The sequence below is a fragment of the Streptomyces sp. NPDC053542 genome (assembly GCF_044544685.1).
In the GTDB taxonomy this organism is placed as follows: Bacteria; Actinomycetota; Actinomycetes; order Streptomycetales; family Streptomycetaceae; genus Streptomyces.
Genome location: NZ_JBITXL010000001.1, coordinates 915,103 through 934,485, shown reverse-complemented (window position 1 = coordinate 934,485; position 19,383 = coordinate 915,103). Strand labels below are relative to the sequence as shown.

General features: G+C 70.8%; 15 protein-coding genes. 11 read left to right on the top strand and 4 right to left on the bottom strand.

Annotation, left to right across the window (positions count from 1 at the left end):
• Positions 1-5: 5 nt before the first annotated feature.
• The 5 genes from ACIGXO_RS04070 to ACIGXO_RS04050 are packed head-to-tail and all read left to right on the top strand — an operon-like array spanning position 6 to position 7,348.
• On the top strand, positions 6-1,052 hold the full coding sequence (locus ACIGXO_RS04070; RefSeq protein WP_399779743.1) for a hypothetical protein: 1,047 nt from the start codon (positions 6-8) through the stop codon (positions 1,050-1,052).
• A 12-nt stretch (positions 1,053-1,064) separates the two neighbouring features.
• Positions 1,065-2,663, top strand: a complete 1,599-nt coding sequence (locus ACIGXO_RS04065) for a CHAT domain-containing protein (protein ID WP_399779741.1) — start codon at positions 1,065-1,067, stop codon at positions 2,661-2,663.
• Entirely contained in the window at positions 2,660-5,371 is a 2,712-nt protein-coding gene (locus tag ACIGXO_RS04060; RefSeq protein WP_399779739.1) for a tetratricopeptide repeat protein, read from the top strand. The genes ACIGXO_RS04065 and ACIGXO_RS04060 overlap by 4 nt, the downstream gene beginning before the upstream one ends.
• On the top strand, positions 5,364-7,136 hold the full coding sequence (locus ACIGXO_RS04055) for an FHIPEP family type III secretion protein (RefSeq protein WP_399779737.1): 1,773 nt from the start codon (positions 5,364-5,366) through the stop codon (positions 7,134-7,136). The genes ACIGXO_RS04060 and ACIGXO_RS04055 overlap by 8 nt, the downstream gene beginning before the upstream one ends.
• A complete protein-coding gene (locus ACIGXO_RS04050) occupies positions 7,133-7,348 on the top strand; it encodes a hypothetical protein (protein ID WP_399779735.1) in 216 nt (71 codons plus the stop codon). The genes ACIGXO_RS04055 and ACIGXO_RS04050 overlap by 4 nt, the downstream gene beginning before the upstream one ends.
• 27 nt (positions 7,349-7,375) lie before the next feature.
• On the opposite strand, the gene ACIGXO_RS04045 is transcribed toward ACIGXO_RS04050, so the two are convergent.
• Positions 7,376-8,284 carry a LysR family transcriptional regulator gene (locus ACIGXO_RS04045; protein WP_399779733.1) on the bottom strand — a complete coding sequence of 303 codons (909 nt, stop codon included), beginning with the start codon at positions 8,282-8,284 and terminating at the stop codon, positions 7,376-7,378.
• 288 nt (positions 8,285-8,572) lie between these two features.
• On the opposite strand from ACIGXO_RS04045, the gene ACIGXO_RS04040 reads away from it, so the two are divergent.
• Genes ACIGXO_RS04040 through ACIGXO_RS04015 form a run of 6 tightly spaced genes read left to right on the top strand, consistent with a single transcriptional unit; the run spans position 8,573 to position 16,541 of the window.
• Positions 8,573-9,829: an MFS transporter gene (locus ACIGXO_RS04040; protein ID WP_399779731.1), complete on the top strand. Its 1,257-nt coding sequence runs from the start codon at positions 8,573-8,575 to the stop codon at positions 9,827-9,829.
• Between the two features lie 26 nt (positions 9,830-9,855).
• Positions 9,856-12,099, top strand: coding sequence for an acetate--CoA ligase family protein (locus tag ACIGXO_RS04035; protein WP_399779729.1), 2,244 nt, complete (start codon positions 9,856-9,858; stop codon positions 12,097-12,099).
• Positions 12,096-13,265 (top strand): acyl-CoA dehydrogenase family protein, encoded by a 1,170-nt coding sequence (locus ACIGXO_RS04030; protein WP_399779728.1) that lies wholly within the window; start codon positions 12,096-12,098, stop codon positions 13,263-13,265. The genes ACIGXO_RS04035 and ACIGXO_RS04030 overlap by 4 nt, the downstream gene beginning before the upstream one ends.
• Positions 13,262-14,557, top strand: a complete 1,296-nt coding sequence (locus ACIGXO_RS04025; RefSeq protein ID WP_399779726.1) for a CoA transferase — start codon at positions 13,262-13,264, stop codon at positions 14,555-14,557. Before ACIGXO_RS04030 ends, ACIGXO_RS04025 begins: the two co-directional genes overlap by 4 nt.
• Positions 14,541-15,281 (top strand): 3-oxoacyl-ACP reductase FabG, encoded by a 741-nt coding sequence (gene fabG, locus ACIGXO_RS04020; protein ID WP_399779724.1) that lies wholly within the window; start codon positions 14,541-14,543, stop codon positions 15,279-15,281. Before ACIGXO_RS04025 ends, fabG begins: the two co-directional genes overlap by 17 nt.
• A 45-nt stretch (positions 15,282-15,326) precedes the next feature.
• Positions 15,327-16,541 carry an acetyl-CoA C-acetyltransferase gene (locus tag ACIGXO_RS04015; RefSeq protein ID WP_399779722.1) on the top strand — a complete coding sequence of 405 codons (1,215 nt, stop codon included), beginning with the start codon at positions 15,327-15,329 and terminating at the stop codon, positions 16,539-16,541.
• A 20-nt stretch (positions 16,542-16,561) separates the two neighbouring features.
• On the opposite strand, the gene ACIGXO_RS04010 is transcribed toward ACIGXO_RS04015, so the two are convergent.
• From ACIGXO_RS04010 to ACIGXO_RS04000, 3 genes are all read right to left on the bottom strand, one after another.
• Positions 16,562-16,984, bottom strand: a complete 423-nt coding sequence (locus ACIGXO_RS04010) for an acyl-CoA thioesterase (RefSeq protein WP_399779720.1) — start codon at positions 16,982-16,984, stop codon at positions 16,562-16,564.
• Between the two features lie 320 nt (positions 16,985-17,304).
• Complete coding sequence (locus ACIGXO_RS04005) at positions 17,305-18,093, bottom strand: VOC family protein (RefSeq protein ID WP_399779718.1); 789 nt, start codon at positions 18,091-18,093, stop codon at positions 17,305-17,307.
• 204 nt (positions 18,094-18,297) lie between these two features.
• On the bottom strand, positions 18,298-19,155 hold the full coding sequence (locus ACIGXO_RS04000) for a GNAT family N-acetyltransferase (protein WP_399779716.1): 858 nt from the start codon (positions 19,153-19,155) through the stop codon (positions 18,298-18,300).
• Positions 19,156-19,383: the final 228 nt, after the last annotated feature.

Genomic DNA, 19,383 nt, shown 5'->3' with positions numbered 1-19,383 from the left:
GCGTCATGAGTCTCGCGGACAGCCTCGGTGCATTACGGACCGCAGTGCAGGAGTTGGTGCGTGCTCCGGCGCGGCCGCCGCTGTGGACGCGTATCGATCCCGCCCGGGTGGACCGGCCGCCGGAGTCCGGGCCCCTCGACCCCGGCCGGGACTACTTCGAGGTCCGGATCAACCACCTCCACCTGGCCTACGGACGGAAGTGGTTCAGCCAGTTCACCCCGGTCGTGTTTGTCGCCGCCGAGTTCACGCACGACGGCGCCCAGGCCGTCGTGCCCGCCATGGTCGGCCCGGGGCTCATCCAGCGGCACGGCGCGGAGACACCGCAGGGCATCGTGATCGCCAACACCCGCGTCGCCGGGCCGCAGCCCACCCCGCCCGGCGGCCTCGCGCTCTCCGTCGTGCTGTACCGGCTGCAGACCGGCGACACCGCCCAGCCGTTCCTCGACGTACTGCAAGGCGCCGCCGGGGCCCTCGACCTGGCGGCCGGACTCGCTCCGTACACCGCGCTGGCCAAGGTCGTCGTCGGCGGGGTGAACGCCCTGGTGGGCGGCGATCAGCCGGTGCTCGCCCGGCGGGACGAGTTCGAGCCGGGCCTGCGCCCCGCGTACTACGCGCTGATCGGCCCCGGAGATGGCGTCGACCCGGCCGGCCTGCACGTCAGGGACGGGGAGCTCGCTGAGCGCATCGACGGCCGGCTGGTGCCGCTGCGCGATGTGGACTATGTCCTCTACAGCGTGGCGCGGGTGCGTCCGGAGGACGTGGACGTCACCCGGCTCCCGCTGTACCGCGTGTGGCAGGACGTCGTGCAGCAGGCGACGGAGGCGGTCACCGACGAACGGTGGCTCGGGACCAAGGCCGCCATGGCCACGCTCACCGGTCTGCTGTACTCCAGCCCCGACCTCACCTGGGCGCACGCCGAATCGATCCAGGAGCACTGGACCGACGTCATGGTGGACCTGCGGGAGCGGGCCCTCCGTCTCGCACACCTCTCCGGTGCGCGCACCGCGCCGGACCGGGCCCGCTCCCGGGCCCTCGCGGTGTTGGATCTGTAGGCAGGCGGCGCCATGATCACCTCCACGCTCACGATCCTCGACGACTCCGAAGGCGAGTACGAGGACGACTTCTTCCACCGGCGCGACCAGAACCAGCACGTACGCGGCCCGCTCGGCGGCGGCTGGCTGCTGCACGACACCGTCAAGGCGCTGAACCGGCTGGTCGGCGGCTGCGAGCACTGCAGGCGCAGCGAACTCACCCTGCTCGGCCGGTGCCTGTACGCCATCGCCTTCGGGGTGGACGGCCAGGGCCCGCAGGGTGGCGTCCCCGTGCTGCGCCAGGCGTTCGAGGACACTTACGCGCAGTACAAGAAGAACCCGAAGATGATGACGACCCCCTTCCGGCTGCGCCTGGACATCCGCCGCGAGGCGCGCGAACTGGGCCGTTACCCTTGGGAGTTCCTCTTCAAGCCCGACCCGGAAGGCGGCGGCTTCTTCCTCGCCGGTGAGCAGACCGAGCTGGTGCTGAGCAGGTACGTGCACAACGAGGACGTAGCGTTGCCGGAGGCGGACAGCGGTCCGTTGCGGATTCTCGTGGTGCTCTCCCGCCCCAACTCCCCGGGCCTGGCCCAGGTCCGGGCGGACACCTTGATCAGGGCCGTCGAGGAACTGCGCTCCGTCGGCACCACGGTGGACGTGCTGGACTCTCCGACCCGTGACCAGCTGCGCAACGACTTGCTCCAACACCCCACCCACATCCTCCACTTCATCGGGCACGGCCGGGGAGGCGCACACGGCAGGGGGAGCGGGCTCGCCCTCAAGAAGGACGAGCGGGAACTGCGCACCGCCCGTGCCCTCGCCGAAGCCCGCCGCGCCCGCGGCGAGGACCTCGCGGAACAGGTGGACGAGGCGGACTGGGCGGACAGTGTGTCCATCTGCAACCTGCTGCGTGCCGGGCTGGACGGTCCGCCGGGACCTTCCGGAGCGTCTCCCCGTGGCCGGCTGATCTTCCTGCACGCGTGCGAAGGCGACAGCCCCGACGTCACCGAGGACTCGCTGCGCGGTTTCAGCAGCATCGCCCGTGACCTCGCCCACCGCGAGCGGGTCGCCGCCGTGGTGGCGATGCAGTACGTCATCAGCATCGACGACGCCGAGCGGTTCGCCGTTCACTTCTACTCCTGGCTGCGGGCCGGCTACCTCCTGGACGAGGCCGTGAGCCGGGCCCGGTGCGAGCTCGGCACGACACCGGGGTTCGGCCGGGAGTCCTGGGACCACCGCTGTTTCGGCACTCCGGTGATCTACGTACGGGAGGCGTCGGCCTTCCGCCGCTACGCCGACATGTGGCGGCAAGCCGGCAACGAAAGCCAGGGTACGGCGGGCCAGTCGGAGTCCGGCGGCAAGAAGTACTGCCCGAACACCAGCTGCAAGGACGGCTTCATCATCCCGGGGCAGACGCGGTGCCGCGCGTGCAACTCGCAGGTCATGGACTGCCCCCGGTCCGGTTGCCAGGGGCTGGTCATGACCGCGCCCGGCTCCGAGTGCACCGTGTGCGACTTCAAGGTCGCCTCCCGGGAAGAGCCCATGGTCAGCGACGGACACGAGCAGGACGCCGTCTCCATGAGGCGACGCGCGCGGACAGGTCCGCGGCCGAACACCCGGGTCCGGTCATGACCGCTTCCCTGCGCACCATCCGGGCCGACGCCTTCCGCGACGCCGCCCTCCGCGACGCGGACATGCACCAGGCGGCCAGGGCACTCGAACCGCTGCGTGGCACTCCCGGTGACCGGGCCGAGATGTACCACGTACTGGAGCAACTGGACGCCTGCGCGGCGGAGTCCGTCGGTCAGCCGCTGCTGCCGGTGCTCGACGCGGTACGCCAACGGGTCGTCGCGGTGCTGCGCGAGACCGTGACCGCCTGTGTGCGCGCCGCGCTGGAGCAGGGGCCGGAGGCCGGCCGGCAGGAGTGGCTGCACTGCTATGCGGAGACGCTGACGAACTTCCGGGAGCCGGTGAGCCGCCATCTGCTCGACGCGGGGCTGCCGGCTGCCGTGCGGCAAGGTATCCGGCTGCCGGAGCTGATGCGGTGGACCGATGACGTCTACGCACAGCGGTGGGTGCGGGTCCGGCCGCTGCTGGAGCACCTGCTCGACACCGCGCAGTACCCCACCCGTGTCCAGGTCGAGCTGTTGACCATGGCCGGAGAGCTGGCACTGTACCTCCACGGGGACCGGGAGCGGGCTGCGCGCTGCTTCGAGACCGCCGTGCGGGTGGGCCCGGAGGAGCCACGCGCCTGGGAGGGCCTGGGCGAACGACTGCAGGCGGAAGGGGACGTCAAGGGCGCCAAGAAGGCGTTCCAACGCGCCATCGAAGTGTGCCCGGAACGCAACAACGGGCACTACCGGCTCGGCCAACTGGCCGAGGAACGCGACGATTTCGAGGCCGCCGAGGAGCACTACCTGCGCGCCGTCGAGAAGATGCCGTACGACTCGGAGAACTACCGCTCGCTCATCACGCTCTACGGCCAGCCCGCGCTGTACGAGCGCCGCAAGGGCCGGATCGAGTCGCTCGCCGCACAGGCCGACACGGCGGAACCGGCCTTCCGGTACGACACCCTCGTCGCGCTCGGCAGGGTGTACGCGGGCAACGGCGAATTCGACCGTGCCCGGCGGCAGCTGCGCGCGGCGGTGATGCACCGCCCGGAGCGGTACAACGCCCGTGAGGAGCTGGCCGATGTGTACCGCATGGAGGGCGACCTGGACCGTGCCGAGCGGGAGTGCCGGTGGGTGCTGCGGCAGGAGCCGGGGTACTGGCCCGTCGTCTACCAGCTCGGGAGGATCGCCGAGGACCGGCGGGACTGGAAGCACGCCCTGGAGTTCTACGAGCAGGCCCTGACCTACCATCCGCCGCGGCTGGAGCCGTACCTCTACGGTGGCATCGCGATGGCCCATTGCGGCGCCGGCCGGCACGAGCAGGCGGGCACTCTCGCACTGGCGGGCCTGCGGTTGTTCCCCGAGAGCGACTATTTGGTGCAAGTGGTGGAGGACATCGCCGCGGAGGCCGTCGAGACGGCAGGGGAGGCGGCCGCCGAGCGGTTGCTGCACGGCATCCGTGAGATCAGGGGGAAGGACTACGAGGCGCAGTACCAGCACAGCCGGGTGCGGCTGTACTGGGACGGGCCCAGCTGGGATCTGGCGCGCGCGGCGCTGGAGCAGGCGCACGCGCTGGACAAGGACGACGCCCTGTACCGGGAGCAGCTGGGCTCGCTGCTGAACCGGAAAGCCAACCGGGCCTTCGAGACGGACCGCTTCGCCGAGGCCATCGAGGGCTACCGCGCGGCGCTGGAGCAGCTGCCCGACGACGATGTGATCCATTCCAATCTGGCGCTCGCCCTGGAGCGGGGGATGCAGCCGGGCGGGCGGGCGGCCGCGCTGCGGGAGGCCGTCGCCGCGATCACCCGGGCCGGCGAGCTGTCCGACGACCCGGAGTACAAGGTGCGCCGCTCCAAGCTGGAGTGGCTGGAGGACCTCGTGCGGCGGTACGGCGAACTCGTCGCGACGCCCGCGACGGGTGCCCCGGTCCGCATCGCCGTCGCCGACGACCTGGTGCCGCTGGTCAACCCGGCGGAAGGGGAGCCCGGCCGCAGGTTCATCTCCGAGGACGTGCCCGCGGCCCGCGAGCGGATACGGGAGGCGACGGGGTTCGCCGTGCCCGGTTTCCGCTTCCGGGACGATGCGTCCTTGGCGCCCGGCGGCTTCACGGTCAGCATCCAGGAGGGCGAGGTGGCGCGCGGCACGGCCGAGGACGCGGCCTCGCTGCTCCGCCAGGTGTCGGCAGTGGTACGGCAGCACGCCTGGCGGCTGCTGGGGAACGACGAGGCCGAGTGGTGGCTGGACCACGTCGCGCCCGGACGCCCGCCCCGGGACCGCCGGGGCCGGCGGATGGCCGCCACCCGGGTCCTGCGGGCGCTCGCCAGGGACGGCATACCGCTGACCCCCGAGGTGGCGGAGGTACTGGCGGAGAGCCCGGAGCTGGAGACGGCGCCGGCGCGGACCGTGCGCCAGGTACGGCGTGCGCTGCGCGCGAGCTTGCCGGGGAACGCCGCCGCTAGCCGCGTGCCTGTGCCGGAGTGGCTGAGGGAGGCCGGACCGCTGCCGCTCGCCCCGGTGGACGAGCACCGGCTCGCCACGGAGCTGTGCGAGGCGCTTGACCGCGATGCGCTTGACCGTGATGCGCCCGACGGCGACGGCCGGGTTGCCTTCGTGACCTCGGACCCGGAACTGCGTCCGTGGTTGCAACGGTTCACGGAGGGGGCCGTCGGCCCCGGTCAGGACCGGTGCGCGGGTGTGCTGGACACCGGCGAAGGAGTGAGCGATGAGTGATTCCGCTGACTTCATCGGCTCCGTCGGCTCCGTTGACACTGTTGGCTCTGTCGGCTGTCCGGTCGAGGTGTCGGTGCGGGGGCCGCTGGCCGGTTGGCTGGGGACGGGATCCGGCGGCACGGAGCGGTGCTCCAGGGAAGTCGCCGCCCGGTTGGATCAGGTACTCGTGGATCTGGGAGTACCGGGCAGGACCGAGGTGCGGGTCGGCCTGGTACCCCCGGACGCGGCTCCCGATCCGGCTCCGGAGGACTGGATCGAGCTGCGTGTGTTCGACGAGCGGTGCCGTTACCCGGCCGAACTCCTCGCCCGGCTGGCCGCGGCGCCCGACGGACGACAGCCCGAGAGCGTGCACCCGCTGCTGCCGGCTTCGTGGTCGCGGCACGGCGGTGCCGCACCGGAAGTACGCGCTGCCGCGCTGGTGGCGGCGGTGTGCGCCGAGGCCGTCAAGCTGCGGCCGGCGGTCCTGCTCGGTCCGCAACAGCTCGCGCGCATCGGCGCACGGTACCCCTTCGCCGCCTCGCCGGACGGGCCGGCCGACGTCCTCGGGGTACTGCTCGACCACGGCATCAGCATGGATGAGATGGCATCGCTCGGGGGAGTCCCCCAAGAGGCCCGGCAGACCGACCCGACGGCCGTCGTCGAGTCGCTGCTGTCCAAGCTGTCGGCCCGCTTCGTGGACGTGCTGGTCCCCGAGGAGATCGGACCGCTGCTGGGCGAGGGCGATGTGGGCGACGACGCCGACCTGCTCGGCCGAGTGGCCGTCGAAATGTTCCAGGAGCATGGCCTGCTGACCCCGGCCATCCGGGTGGCACCACCGAACGGCATCCCGGCCGGATGCTTCGCCTTCCGGCTGAACTCGCTGCTCACCGCGCCGTACGCGGTCCTCGGTACGGACGAGGTCCTGGTGGACACCGCCCCCGAAGACCTCGCCGAGCTGGGCGTGGAGGCCCGCCCGGCGGTGATCCCGGCCACCGGATTTCCCGGAGCACTGGCCTCGGCCGCGGAGTCCGGGCGGCTGGCGGACAACGGGTGGAAGTTCTGGACGCGGGCGGAGCACGTCGCGCTCTGCCTGGCGCAGGAGTTGCGCGGCCGGGCGGGCCGGCTGGTCCACCGGAACAAGGTGCAGGCCCAGCTCGATGTGCTGGAAGACGTACTGCCCGCCGTGGTGGGCGCCGCACGGGCCCGTGTCGATTCCGGTGAACTGGCCGTGCTGCTGCGGGCATTGGCGGCCGACGGCGTGCCGCTGCGCGATCTGTCGCCGGTGCTGGAGCGGATCATCGACGCCGGTTATGCGGCACCACGGCCCGACTCCGACCGTTTCCTGCTGCTGGACGACCCGGTCACCGCGGCCCGTACGGGGGTCGCGACAGGACCTGGCGACCCGGTGTGGCTGGAGGCGTTCGTACGTACCGGACTGCGGAGCCAGATCGCCGCCCAGCATTCGGGCGGCCAGAACGCCCTCGCGGTCTGCCTTCTGGACACGGAGATCGACCGGTTGGTGCGGCAGCATTCCGCTGCGGACCGCCGCGGCCGCGAGGAGACGGAGGACCGGGTGATCGAGGCCGTACGGGCCGGACTCGCACTGCTGCCGTCAACGGTGCGTACACAGTTGCTGCTGGTCGACGACGACATCCGCCCGGTGCTGCGGCGGATACTGGCGTGTGTACTGCCACGGACGGGAGTCGTGGGGTACGGGGATCTGCCGCCGGACTTCAACATCTGGTGCGTGAGCCGGATCCAGCTCGCCGAACGGGAGGCGGCATGAGCTGGTACGGGCGTTGTCCCTGCGGAGGCCGGTACGAGGAGCGCCTCGTGGAGGTGCGGGTCGTCGACCCGCAGGGCACCGAACATCTGCTGACGAAGGTGCCACAGGGCTGCTGCGCCACATGCAATATGCGCGTGTACAAGCTGGCCGTCCTGCAGCGGATCGAGGCCGTGTACAAGGGCGTGGACCTGAGCCGATGGCCGAGTGACTGACGTACCGTCTGAGTGACTGACGTACCGTCAGCCGTTGTCCGGATTCGGCCGGCATTCCGCGGAGATCTCGTCCAGCAGGCCGATCAGCGCGTGCAGGGCCGGGTTGGGGTCGTTCTTGCGCCACGCGAGGGCCAGCGGGAGCGGGGGGATGTCGGACACCGGGAGCAGGACGACGCCCGGCACCTTCAGGTGGGCCGCGGACGCGGGGACGAAGCCGATGCCCACACCGGCGCCGACCAGCGACAGGATGGTGTGGGTGTCCGGCGCTTCCTGGACGATGTTCGGGCTGGTGCCGTGCTTCAGGAACGCCTTGTGGATGAGGGAGACGATCCCGGCGCCCCGGTTGGTGGGGTGGCTGACCACGGGCTCGTCACGCAGGTCGAGCACGCCGACTTCCCGGCGCGTCGCCAACGGGTGTTCGGTGGGCAGCGCCACGGTGATGCGGTGCCGCGTGAGCTCCCGTATCTGTAGCCCCGAGCCCGCCACCGGCAGCCGGATGAGCCCCGCGTCGATCTCGTCCCGGCCGAGCCGCCCGACCATTTCGCCGCCGAAGACCGGGCCGAGGACCTCCAGCCGTACATGGGGCCGGTGTTCGCGGAACTTCCGGGTCATGAGGACCAGTACCTCGTGGGAGGTGGGGCCGCTGAAGCCGAGCCGGACCACGCCGGTCTGCCCGGCGGCCGCCTGGCGGGCCGCCTCCGGTGCCGCCTGAGCCGCCTGCAGCGCGCGCCGGGCCTCGGTCAGGAAGGCCGCGCCGGCGCCGGTGAGTGTGACGTGCCGGGTCGTGCGGCGCAGCAGCTCCACGCCCACCTCCCGCTCCAGCCGCTTGATCTGCTGCGACAGCGGCGGCTGCGTCATCCGCAACCGCGCCGCCGCACGGCGGAAGTTGAGCTCCTCCGCGACCGCGACGAACGCCTGCAGATGTCTCAGTTCCATCAGGGCACCTCTGCTCCGCGGTTTCTCCGCGCTGGTCACAGCGCATTGTGTCGCTGCGGCGAATCAATCGTACGCAGGATTGGTGTTGGACGAAACTAGTTCGCTGCCCCTAGTTTCCCGAGCAGCAACACCGCGCCGTCGTACGCAAGGTCCATCCGCAGGGTCCATCCGCAGGATCAATACGCAGGATTCATCTGCAGGGTCGCCATTCCGGAAGGAAATGAGATGCGAACCGGACAGTTGCCCAGAGAAGAAAAAATGGCTCGCAAAGCGGGCTGGGCTTCTTTCATGGGCACGACCATCGAGTGGTACGACTTCTATGTCTACGGCACCGCCTCGGCCCTGGTGTTCGCGCCGTTGTTCTTCTCCCGGGTCCCGGCCTCGGTCGGCATTCTGCTGTCCTTCGCCACCTTCTGGATCGGCTTCCTGGCACGCCCGCTCGGCGGCATCGTCTTCGGTCATCTCGGCGACCGGATCGGACGGAAGAAAGCGCTCATCGCGACCCTGATGCTGATGGGCGTCAGTACGGTCGGCATCGGCCTGCTGCCGACCTACGCGCAGATCGGCGCGGCCGCACCGGTACTGCTGATCGTCTTCCGCATGGTGCAGGGGCTGGCGGTCGGCGGCGAGTGGGGCGGCGCGGTGCTCATCGCCACCGAGCACGCCAAGAAGGAACGCAGCTTCCTGTTCGGCGCCTTCGCGCAGCAGGGCTCGCCGGCGGGGCGCATCCTGGCGACGCTGTCGTTCCTCGCGGTCGCCCAGCTGCCGGACGAAGCACTGCTGAGCTGGGCGTGGCGGCTGCCGTTCCTGGCATCGGCGCTGCTGGTGGTCGTCGGCCTGGTGATCCGGCTGAGCCTGGAGGAGTCGCCCGCGGTCCTCGCGATGCGGGCGTCCCAGCAGACGGTGAAGGTCCCGCTGGTCAGCCTGTTCCGCGGCAACACGAAGACCGTGCTGGTCGGCGTGGGCGCGGCCGTCACCGTGTTCACGGTGGTGTACGCGCGCGACACCTTCGCGCTGTCCTGGGCCACCGCGGAAGTCGGCCTGGCGAAGAACGACTTCCTGACGATTATTCTGATCGCCAGTGTGGTGCAATTCCTGGTGCAGCCTTTCGGGGCGGTGCTCGCCACCCGGTGGAACGTGCGGAAGGCCGTCACCCTACTGCTCGTACTCCAATTGCCCACGCTGCCCTTGATGTTCTTTCTCGTCGGTACCGGAAATTGGATCCTCGCCATGCTGGGCGCGGTGCTCGCGACCATTCCGGACGTCATGTACTACGCCCTGCTGGCGGGCATGTTCGCGCAGGCTTTCCCGGCGAACGTCCGCTACACCGGGATCTCGGCGACCTATGGGCTCGCGGGGGTCCTCGGCGGCCTGGCGCCGGTGATCCTGCAGTCCCTGCTCACCGCTTCCGGGTCGATCGTGCTGCCGATCGGGTTCGCGGTGCTGGTGACCGTGGTGTCGCTGTTCGCCGCCCGCGCGTTCCTCACGCTGTCCGCCCGCCGCGCGGAGGAGTCCGACCGCCCGGCGCACCATGTCGCGCTGTAAATCACTGCCGGATCAAGGAGTTGACCGTGCCTGCGAGCGAACCGAGCCCGCGCTTGACGCCGAACGGCCCGACTGGCCCGGCCGGCCCGACCGCCCCGACCGCCTCGTCCACCCCGTCCGCCTCGTCCGACAGTGGCGGCGACGCCGTGCAGAAGCTGCTGTACCCGCGGTCCATCGCGGTCCTCGGCGCGTCGGACAACCCGGCCAAGCTCTCGGGGCGGCCGGTGGCGTACCTGAAGCGGTTCGGGTTCGCCGGACGGATCCTGCCGGTCAATGCCGTTCGCGAGACCGTCCAGGGCCTGCCCGCCTACCGCGGCCTCGACGAGATCGACGGTGACATCGACCTGGCGATGATCATGCTGTCGGCGGAGCGGACGGCCGACGCGGTACGGGCCTGCGGCCGGCGTGGCATCCCGGCCGCGATCGTGGGCGCTTCCGGCTTCGCCGAACTCGGCGGCGAGGGCGCGGCCCTCCAGCGTGACCTGCGCGCGGCGATCGAGGAGAGCGGTGTGCGGGTCCTCGGCCCGAACTGCCTGGGCATGATCGGCGTACGGGACCGCGCGATGCCCACGTTCACCTCGGCGCTGGACGAGGACGTACCGCTGCACGAGGGCCCGGTGGCCTTCCTCAGCCAGAGCGGCGCGTTCGGCGGCTTCGTCTTCAACGAGTCGCAGAATCTGGGCATCGGGATCTCGCACTATCTCAACACCGGCAATGAGGTCGACCTGTCGGTGGCGGAGTTGCTGGACGGGCTGGTGCGCACCGACCAGACGCAGGTGGTGCTGGCCTATCTGGAGGGCGTGACGGGCGGACGCCGGTTGTTGGAGGCCGCCCGGGAGGCGCACGAGCGGGACAAGCCGATCATCGCGGTGAAGGTCGGGCGTTCGGCGGCGGGTGCGCGCGCGGCGCAGTCGCACACCGCGTCGCTGGCGGGGGAGGACGCGGTCTTCGACGGCGCGGCCCGGCAGTACGGCATCCTGCGGGTCGACGGTCCCGAGGAGATGCTGGATGCCGCGCAGATTTTCGCCACCGGGCGGCGGGCCCGCGGGCGCAGGCTGACCTCGCTGTCGGTCTCGGGCGGGGCGGGTGCCCTGATGGCCGACGCGGCCGCTCAGTACGGCCTGGAGGTGCGTCCGTGGGACGAGACGTGGCAGCGCAAGATGGCCGCCGCCATCCCGGCGTACGGATCGCCGCGCAACCCGGTCGACCTCACCGGCACCCTCCTCGCCGAGCCGGGCATCCTGCGCCGCGCGCTGCGGGTGGCCGTCGAGCATCCCGACACCGACATGATCGCCGTCCTGCTGGGCTGCGCGGACAGCTGTGCCGCGGAACTCATCGACGCGGTCGCGGAGGCACATCGGGCCACGGACCGTCCCGTGGTCGTGGTGTGGACCGGCGGCAGTGGCCGGCCGCGGCAGCGGCTGCGCGATCTCGGCATTCCCTGCTACACCGGCCCGGGCAGCGCCGCCGCCGCGCTCGGCCTGCTCGCCGACTTCAGCCTGCGCCCCGCACTGTCGCGGCCGCAGCGCCCTGACGGTATCGATGACGCCGCCGCACGGTCCCTGCTGACCGCGGCACGGGCCGCCGGGCGGGCCCAGCTCGACGAGGAGGAGTCGACGCGGCTGATCGCCGCCTATGGCATACCGTGCGCCGCCTCCCGCGCGGTGGAATCCGCCGAGGCGGCGGTGGCCGCGGCGGCGGAGCTGGGCGGCCCGGTCGCGGTCAAGCTGCTCTCCGACCGCATCGGGCACAAGAGCGACATCGGCGGCGTACGGCTCGGCCTCGCCGACGCCGGTGCGGTCCGTGAGGCCGCGGACGGCCTGCTCGCCCTCGCCCGCGAGGCAGCCGTGGACGATGCCCGGCTGCTGGTCCAGCGGATGGCGTCCGCCGGTACGGAGCTGATCGTCGGGACCAAGAACGACCCCGTGTTCGGCCCGGTCGTCGTGGCCGGGCTGGGCGGAGTACTCGTCGAGGCCCTCGCCGACAGCCAGGTCGCCGTCGCCCCCATCGACACCGACACCGCCCGGCGACTGCTCCTGTCGCTGCGCGGCAGCCGGCTGCTCGGCGCGGTCCGCGGCAAGCCGCCGCGCGACCTCGACGCCGCCGCGGAAACCGTCGCGCGCCTGTCCTGGCTGGCCGCCGACCTGTCCGAGGACCTCGCCGAACTCGATGTGAACCCACTCCTGCTCGGCCCGGAAGGACACGGAGCCGTCGCCGTGGACGCGCTGGCGGTCCTCACCAGCCCGACCGGCCCGACCGAAACCGAATGACCGCGGGAACGGAGAACACCACCATGGAATCCACCGACTTCGAGGCCGTGCTCGACGCGGTGCGCCGCTTCGTGCGCGAGGACGTCGTCCCTCGTGAGGACGAGATCGAGGAGACCGACGCGATACCGGAGGACATCCGCCAAAAGGCGGCGGAGATGGGCCTGTTCGGCTACACACTGCCCGAGGAGTACGGCGGCCTCGGCTCGAATCTGTACGAGGACGCGCAGCTCGCCTTCGAGTTCGGTTACACCACTCCGTCCTTCCGCTCGATGTTCGGTACCAACAACGGGATCGCCGGTCAGGTGCTGGTGAACGCGGGCACCGAGGAGCAGCGGAAGCACTGGCTGCCCCGGCTCGCCGAGGGCGCCGTCGCCTCCTTCGCGCTCACCGAGGCCGAGGCGGGCTCGGACCCGTCGGGCCTGACCACCCGGGCCCACCGCGACGGCGACGGGTACGTCATCAACGGCACGAAGCGGTTCATCACCAACGCCCCACTCGCCGACCTGTTGGTGGTCTTCGCCCGCACGGACCCGGAGAGCCGCGGCACGAAGGGCATCTCCGTCTTCCTCGTCGAGGCCGACCGGGAGGGCGTCACCGTCGGTCCCAAGGACCACAAGATGGGTCAGGCGGGTGCCTGGACCGCCGAGGTGTTCTTCGACGACGTGCGCGTCGGCAAGGACGCGCTGATCGGCGGCGAGGAGGGCGCCGGCTTCGGCACCGCGATGAAGTCGCTCGTGCGCGGGCGAGTGCACATCGCCGCGCTGTGCGTCGGGATGGGCCAGCGGATCCTGGAGGAGTCCGTCGCCCATGCCGCCTCCAACAAGCAGGGTGGCCGGCCGATCGGCGAGTTCCAGCTGGTCCAGGCGATGTTGGCGGAGATCCAGACCGGGGTACTGGCCGGCCGCGCGATGGTCCTCGACGCGGCACGCAAGTACGACTCCGGCGAGGACCGCAGGATCGCGCCCTCGGCAGCGAAGCTGTTCTGCTCCGAGATGGTGTCCAAGGCGGCCGACCTCGCGGTGCAGCTCCACGGCGGGATGGGCTACATGCGCGGCACGGTCGTCGAGCGCTGTTACCGCGACGCCCGGCTGTTCCGCATCTACGAGGGCACCAGCGAGATCCAGAAGCTGATCATCGGCAAGAACCTGCTGCGGGGAGCGAAGTGAGGCACGACCCCGCGGTACCGCTGCGCGGCATGCGGATCATCGAGATCTCCAGCTATGTGGCGACCCCGCTGAGCGGGATGACGCTGGCGCAGCTGGGCGCCGACGTGATCCGGATCGAGCCGCTCGGCGGTGCCCCCGACCGCACCCGCCGGCCGCTGGCCGACAGCGGGACGAGCCTGTACTGGTCGGGGCTGAACAAGGGCAAGCGCGCCATCGAAGTGGATCTGCGATCCGCGCAGGGACGCCGGCTCGTCGCCGACCTGATCGTCGGCGGCGGGCGCCGCGGCGGGATCGTGATCAGCAACTCCGAGCGGCAGCCGGACCTGACGTACGAGGCGCTGCGGGCGCGCCGGCCCGACCTGATCCACGTACTGCTGACCGGCCGCCGGGACGGTGGCACGGCGGTGGACTACACCGTCCAGGCGGCCACCGGATTCCCGCTGGTCACGGGCCCGGAGGAGGCGGCACGGCCGGTGAACCACCTGCTGCCCGCGTGGGACGTCGCTGCCGGGCTGTACCTCGCGACCGGACTGCTGGCCGCCGAGCGGCACCGCCTGCTGACGGGCGAGGGCCAGCAGGTACGGGTCGCCCTGGAGGACGTCGCCCTGGCGACCGCCGGCAACCTCGGCTACCTCGCCGAGGCGCAGCTGAGCAGCGCGCCGCGGGAACGCATCGGCAACTACGTCCACGGCACCTTCGGCCGCGACTTCACCACCGCCGACGGCGAACGGCTGATGGTCGTGACGCTCACGCCCCGGCACTGGCGGGAACTCCTGGCAGCCACCGGGCTCACCGACGCGGTTTCCGCACTGGCGTCCGCGCTCGGGGCGGACTTCATGGCGGAGTCGGAACGCTACCGGCACCGCAAGGTCCTGGGCGAGCTGGTGGCCGGCTGGTTCCAGACCCGCACGTTTGCCCAGGCGGAAGCGGCGTTGCGTACCACCCGCGTGCTGTGGTCGAAGTACCGGAGCTTCACCGACCTCGCCGCCGACGGCGCGCGCCTGCTGCGCGAGAACCCGCTGATGGCGCAGGTACGACAGCCGGGGGTCGGCAGGTACTGGGCGCCCGGTTCACCCGTGGTGATGGCCGGCGAACAGTCGTTGCCAACGGCGTCGCCGCGGGTGGGCGAGCACACCGACGATGTCCTGCGCGCCGAACTCGGCCTTTCCACAAGCGACTTGGCGAACCTCCGGAAAACCGGCGTCATCCAGTACCCAACTCCCACAACTCCCACATCTCCAACAACTCCCACATCCGGCAATGAGGTTGGCAACCATGTCACTACTCGCTGACAAGACCGCGGTCATCACCGGCGGTGCCCAGGGCATCGGTCTCGCGATCGCCGAGCGGTTCGTCGAGGAGGGCGCGAAGGTCGTCCTCGGCGACCTGAACCTGGCGGCCGCCGAGGCGGCGGCCAAGGGGCTCGGCGGCCCGGCGGTGGCCCGCGCGGTGCGGTGCGACATCACCGACGCCGCCGAGGTGGACACACTCGTCCAGACCGCACTGGACGCCTTCGGCTCACTGGACATCATGGTGAACAACGCCGGGATCACCCGCGACGCGACGATGCGGAAGATGACCGAGGAGCAGTTCGACCAGGTCATCGACGTGCACATCAAGGGCACCTGGAACGGTACGCGCAAGGCGGCCGCGGTCATGCGCGAGCAGAAGAGCGGCGCGATCGTGAACATCTCCTCGCTGTCGGGGAAGGTCGGCATGGTCGGCCAGACCAACTACTCAGCGGCCAAGGCCGGCATCGTCGGGCTGTCGAAGGCCGCGGCCAAGGAGTTGGCACACCACGGCGTACGGGTCAACGCCATCCAGCCGGGCCTGATCCGCTCGGCGATGACCGAGGCGATGCCGCAGAAGGCGTGGGACCAGAAGATGGCCGAGGTCCCGATGCAACGTGCCGGCGAGCCGGGCGAGGTCGCCTCCGTCGCGCTGTTCCTCGCCTCGGAACTCTCCTCCTACATGACCGGCACGGTGCTGGAGGTCACCGGCGGACGGTTCATGTAACACCCACGAGGTCCGTGTCCGATCCCCGCCAGGAAGGCATCAACCATGCGTGAAGCAGTGATCTGCGAGCCCGTCCGCACCCCCATCGGCCGCTTCGGCGGTTCCCTGAAGAGCCTGAGCGTGGCCGAGCTGGGGGCGGTGGCGCTGCGCGGGCTCCTGACGCGTACGGGCATCGACCCGGCCGCGATCGACGACGTCATCCTCGGCAACTGCTACCCGACCAGTGAGGCGCCCGCCCTCGGCCGGGTCGTCGCCCTGGACGCGGGCCTGCCGGTCACCGTGCCCGGTATGCAGGTCGACCGGCGTTGCGGCTCCGGCCTGCAGTCGGTACTGCAGGCGGCGATGCAGGTCCAGTCCGGCGTCAGCGAGCTGATCGTCGCCGGTGGCGCGGAGAGCATGAGCAACGTCGCCTTCTACGCCACCGACATGCGGTGGGGCGTCAAGGGCCAGGGCGTGACACTGCACGACGGCCTGGCCCGGGGCCGCGCCACCGCGGGCGGCCGCAACTACCCCGTACCCGGCGGAATGCTGGAAACCGCGGAGAACCTCCGCCGCGAGTACGGCATCGACCGCGAGGAACAGGACCGGCTGGCGGTGACCTCGCACCGGCGGGCCGTCGCCGCGCAGACCTCCGGCGTCTTCGCCGAGGAGATCACCCCGGTCACGGTGCGGACGAAGAAGGGCGAGACCGTCGTCGACACCGACGAGCACCCCCGCGCCGACGCCTCGATGGAGACCCTCGGCGCCCTGCGCCCGGTACTGGGCAAGCAGGACCCCGAGGCCACCGTCACCGCGGGCAACGCCAGCGGCCAGAACGACGCCGCGGCGATGTGCATCGTCACCCACCCGGACCGCGCCGCCGCACTCGGGCTGCGTCCCCTGGTACGCCTGGTCTCATGGGGTGTCGCCGGGGTGGCACCGAAGGTCATGGGCATCGGCCCGGTACCCGCCACCGCCGTCGCGCTGGAGAAGGCGGGCCTGAAAATCTCCGACCTGGACCTGATCGAACTCAACGAGGCGTTCGCGGCCCAGGTGCTCGCCTGCACCCGCGAATGGGACTTCGGCGAGGGCGACTTCGCGCGCCTGAACGTCCACGGTTCCGGCATCTCCCTGGGCCACCCGGTCGGCGCGACCGGCACCCGCATCCTCGCCACCATGGCCCGCGAACTGCACCGCCGAGACGCCCGCTACGCCCTGGAAACCATGTGCATCGGCGGCGGCCAGGGCCTGGCAGCGATCTTCGAGCGGGTGAGCGCCTGACACCGAGTACTCCGGCGGCGTCAGAGCCCGGCCACGCCCGGCTCGGCCGCGACCCCGCGGAAGTACTCGCGGGGATTGGGCACGAGTCTGCGTTCGCTGAGGTCGAGCAGCCCGCCGACGTTGAACACCTCCGCCACGAGAGTGCCGTCGGGGCGGGTCATCGCCTGCTCCACACGGAAGGACTTGCCCTCCCCGAAGACGAAGGCACAACTGACGTCCACGTCGTCGCCGGCGACCACTTCGCGGTGGTACTTGATGGTGCTCTCCAGACTGACCGGGCTGACCCCCTTCGCCAGCAGGTCGCTCTGGTGGATACCCGCCGCCCGCAACAGCTCCCACCGTGCGTGCTCCGCGTACTGCAGGTACACGTTGGCGTTCAAATGCCCTTGCGTGTCGGTCTCGTAGACGCGAACGGCGACCCGAACCGTGAATGGCTTTGTCATGTCCGCACCCTCTCACTCCATAGAAAAAACGCGGGGGCGAGCGGACGGGAAAGCCGAGGAGGGGGAGAGGCAAGCGGGAGGTTGGGGGTGGCGGAGGTACGCGTATGACCTGCGGGGGCACGGTGGGAGCGGGGTCGGCGATGCCGAGGGGAGACTTGCTCAACTCCGGGATGACTTGCTGGAGTTCCTGCGGGTGAGCTGCGGGGTGGCGCACCGGGCCCCCGCGCGCACCGGCCCCGGGTGCCGGTGAGGGCACTCGGGACCGGTGCAGAAGAACACCAAAGCCGTGGGACCCGCGAGCTCGACAAGATCCGCGAGACCTACGAGATCTTCGGCATGTCGCCCTTCGTCGTCCCCATGTCGATCACCGAGAAGCCCGCCCCCTGCTGGTCGGAGACGGCGGCGAAGCGGCCGAAGGGGCTGTCGTGCGGGCCGAAGTGCACCTGGCCGCCGAGCTTGGTGATCTTTGCGATCGCCTCGTCGCAGTCGTCGACGGCGAAGTACGGGTTGATGTGCGACGGCAGCCCGGCCGGGAAGTCCTCGGTCATCTTCATCCGGCCGAGTGTGGTGTCGCCGCCCAGCTCGTAGAGCTTGAAGTCGATGGCCTCGTCCTGCATCTTCTTCACGCCGTACGAGAAGAGCGCGGGGAAGAACGCGTCCGCCTGCTCCGCCTCGCGGGTGGTGATCTCGGCCCAGCAGTACGAGCCGGGCTCGCCCTGCTTCTCGAAGCCCTGGTGGGTGCCGGGCTGCCAGAGGGCGAAGGTGACGCCGGCGGGGTCGGTGGCGACCGTCATGTGCCCGAAGTCGCCGACGGCCATGGGGTCGATGACGATCCGGCCGCCGAGGTCACGGATCTTGTTCGTGGTGGCCTGGAGGTCGGCCGAGGCGAAGTACAGGCACCAGGCGGTCGGCCAGTCCTGGCCGGGCATCTTGGGGGAGAGGCCGGCGACCGCCTTTCCGTCGGAGAACGCCTGGGTGTAGTTGCCGAACTCCGCCGAGCTCTCGCCGAAGGTCCAGCCCAGCACTTCGCCGTAGAAGGTCTTCGCTGCCTCCAGGTCGGGGAACGAAGCGTCGATCCAGATGGGTGTGCCCTCAGGTTTTACCGCCATGGCCAGCCTTCCTCCGTTTTCCGTTGTGAGGTCTATGAGGCGTATGAGGTGCCTCTGGGGAGGTCTTGTCCGGCTTGCCACGGTATCCAGTGATCTTGTGTCCGTCCGGAGAAAAATTCGAACGTATGGTCAATTCTCGAATTCACTCAGGAGGACCACTCAGGAGGACCACTCAGGAGGACGCGTCCTGGCCCAACTCGCGTCCTAGCCCAGTTCCAGGCTCGTCACCCCGTAAATGGTCGCCGTGGCCACAGGCCGGACGGGTCCGGTGTACATGCGGGCCGTGGCGAAGGACGGGGTGAGGCCGAGGGTGGTGGCCAGTGCGGTGGCCTCCGGGTTGGCCTCGGGGACGTCGACGGCGAAGGGGGCGCCGTCCAGCTCGGCCGTGAGTCCGTCGAGCAGGGCCCGCGCGTCGTCGGCGGTGTCGGCGAAGAGCGGCCCGACGCGGTGCGCGTCGCGGCCGGGGCGGATCACGCCGTAACCGGTGACCTTTCCGTCGATGACACGGGCGAGGGCCCGGTGGCCGTCGGCGGTGAGCCAGTGGCGCAGGAAGTGCGGGCGGTCGGCGGGGTACCGGGCGCTGTCGTACGTGATGACCGCGTCCAGCCCGGCGGCCTCGGCCGGGACGACGTGCGCGGGGGCCGGGCTGCCGGTCGGTCCGGAGCCGCCGTACCGGTTGGTGCGGTAGGCGAGTTCGAAGCCGGAGCGGCGGTAGTTGTCCTGCTGGGCCGGTACGCCGTCCAGGCCCACCGTGCGCTCGCCGGCGTGCGCGAGCGCGGTCTTCCAGGTGGTGAGGCCGTGGCCGCGGCCGCGCTGGTCCGGGCGGACGAGGTAGAAGCCCAGGAAGGCGTAGTCCGGGCTGTAGTTGACGACCGAGATGGCGGAGACCGGTTCGCCGTCGATCCGGCCGAGGAAGAACCCGTCGGGGTCCTGGGTGAAGAAGCAGGCGGCGTCGGCCAGGCCCGGGTTCCAGCCCTCGGCCGCCGCCCACTCGCCCACGAGCTTCCAGTCCTCCGGCGTGGCGCGCGTGACGACGAGCTGATCAGGGGCCTGACGGGGCATGGTGAATGTCCTTTCCGGCGGAGAACGGGCCGCGCGGCGGCCCACGGTGAGGGCCGAACGGCCCATGGTGCGGGCCATCCTTCCCGATCCGTACCGCCGTATCCAGCAAGGGAAGTGGCCAGGGGGGTGGTCAGGGAGGTGGCCCAGGGGAGTGGCGTCGCCCTGCGCGAAAGGAGGGGCAAGTAGGGGAACGAGTAAGGAAAGGGAAGGGAAAGAGGGAGTCAAGTG

Coding starts and splice junctions, on each gene's coding strand:
- ACIGXO_RS04070 (WP_399779743.1), top strand. CDS start 6: ATGAGTCTCGCGGACAGCCTCGGTGCATTACGGACCGCAGTGCAGGAG.
- ACIGXO_RS04065 (WP_399779741.1), top strand. CDS start 1,065: ATGATCACCTCCACGCTCACGATCCTCGACGACTCCGAAGGCGAGTAC.
- ACIGXO_RS04060 (WP_399779739.1), top strand. CDS start 2,660: ATGACCGCTTCCCTGCGCACCATCCGGGCCGACGCCTTCCGCGACGCC.
- ACIGXO_RS04055 (WP_399779737.1), top strand. CDS start 5,364: ATGAGTGATTCCGCTGACTTCATCGGCTCCGTCGGCTCCGTTGACACT.
- ACIGXO_RS04050 (WP_399779735.1), top strand. CDS start 7,133: ATGAGCTGGTACGGGCGTTGTCCCTGCGGAGGCCGGTACGAGGAGCGC.
- ACIGXO_RS04045 (WP_399779733.1), bottom strand. CDS start 8,284: ATGGAACTGAGACATCTGCAGGCGTTCGTCGCGGTCGCGGAGGAGCTC.
- ACIGXO_RS04040 (WP_399779731.1), top strand. CDS start 8,573: ATGGGCACGACCATCGAGTGGTACGACTTCTATGTCTACGGCACCGCC.
- ACIGXO_RS04030 (WP_399779728.1), top strand. CDS start 12,096: ATGACCGCGGGAACGGAGAACACCACCATGGAATCCACCGACTTCGAG.
- fabG (WP_399779724.1), top strand. CDS start 14,541: ATGTCACTACTCGCTGACAAGACCGCGGTCATCACCGGCGGTGCCCAG.
- ACIGXO_RS04015 (WP_399779722.1), top strand. CDS start 15,327: ATGCGTGAAGCAGTGATCTGCGAGCCCGTCCGCACCCCCATCGGCCGC.
- ACIGXO_RS04010 (WP_399779720.1), bottom strand. CDS start 16,984: ATGACAAAGCCATTCACGGTTCGGGTCGCCGTTCGCGTCTACGAGACC.
- ACIGXO_RS04005 (WP_399779718.1), bottom strand. CDS start 18,093: ATGGCGGTAAAACCTGAGGGCACACCCATCTGGATCGACGCTTCGTTC.
- ACIGXO_RS04000 (WP_399779716.1), bottom strand. CDS start 19,155: ATGCCCCGTCAGGCCCCTGATCAGCTCGTCGTCACGCGCGCCACGCCG.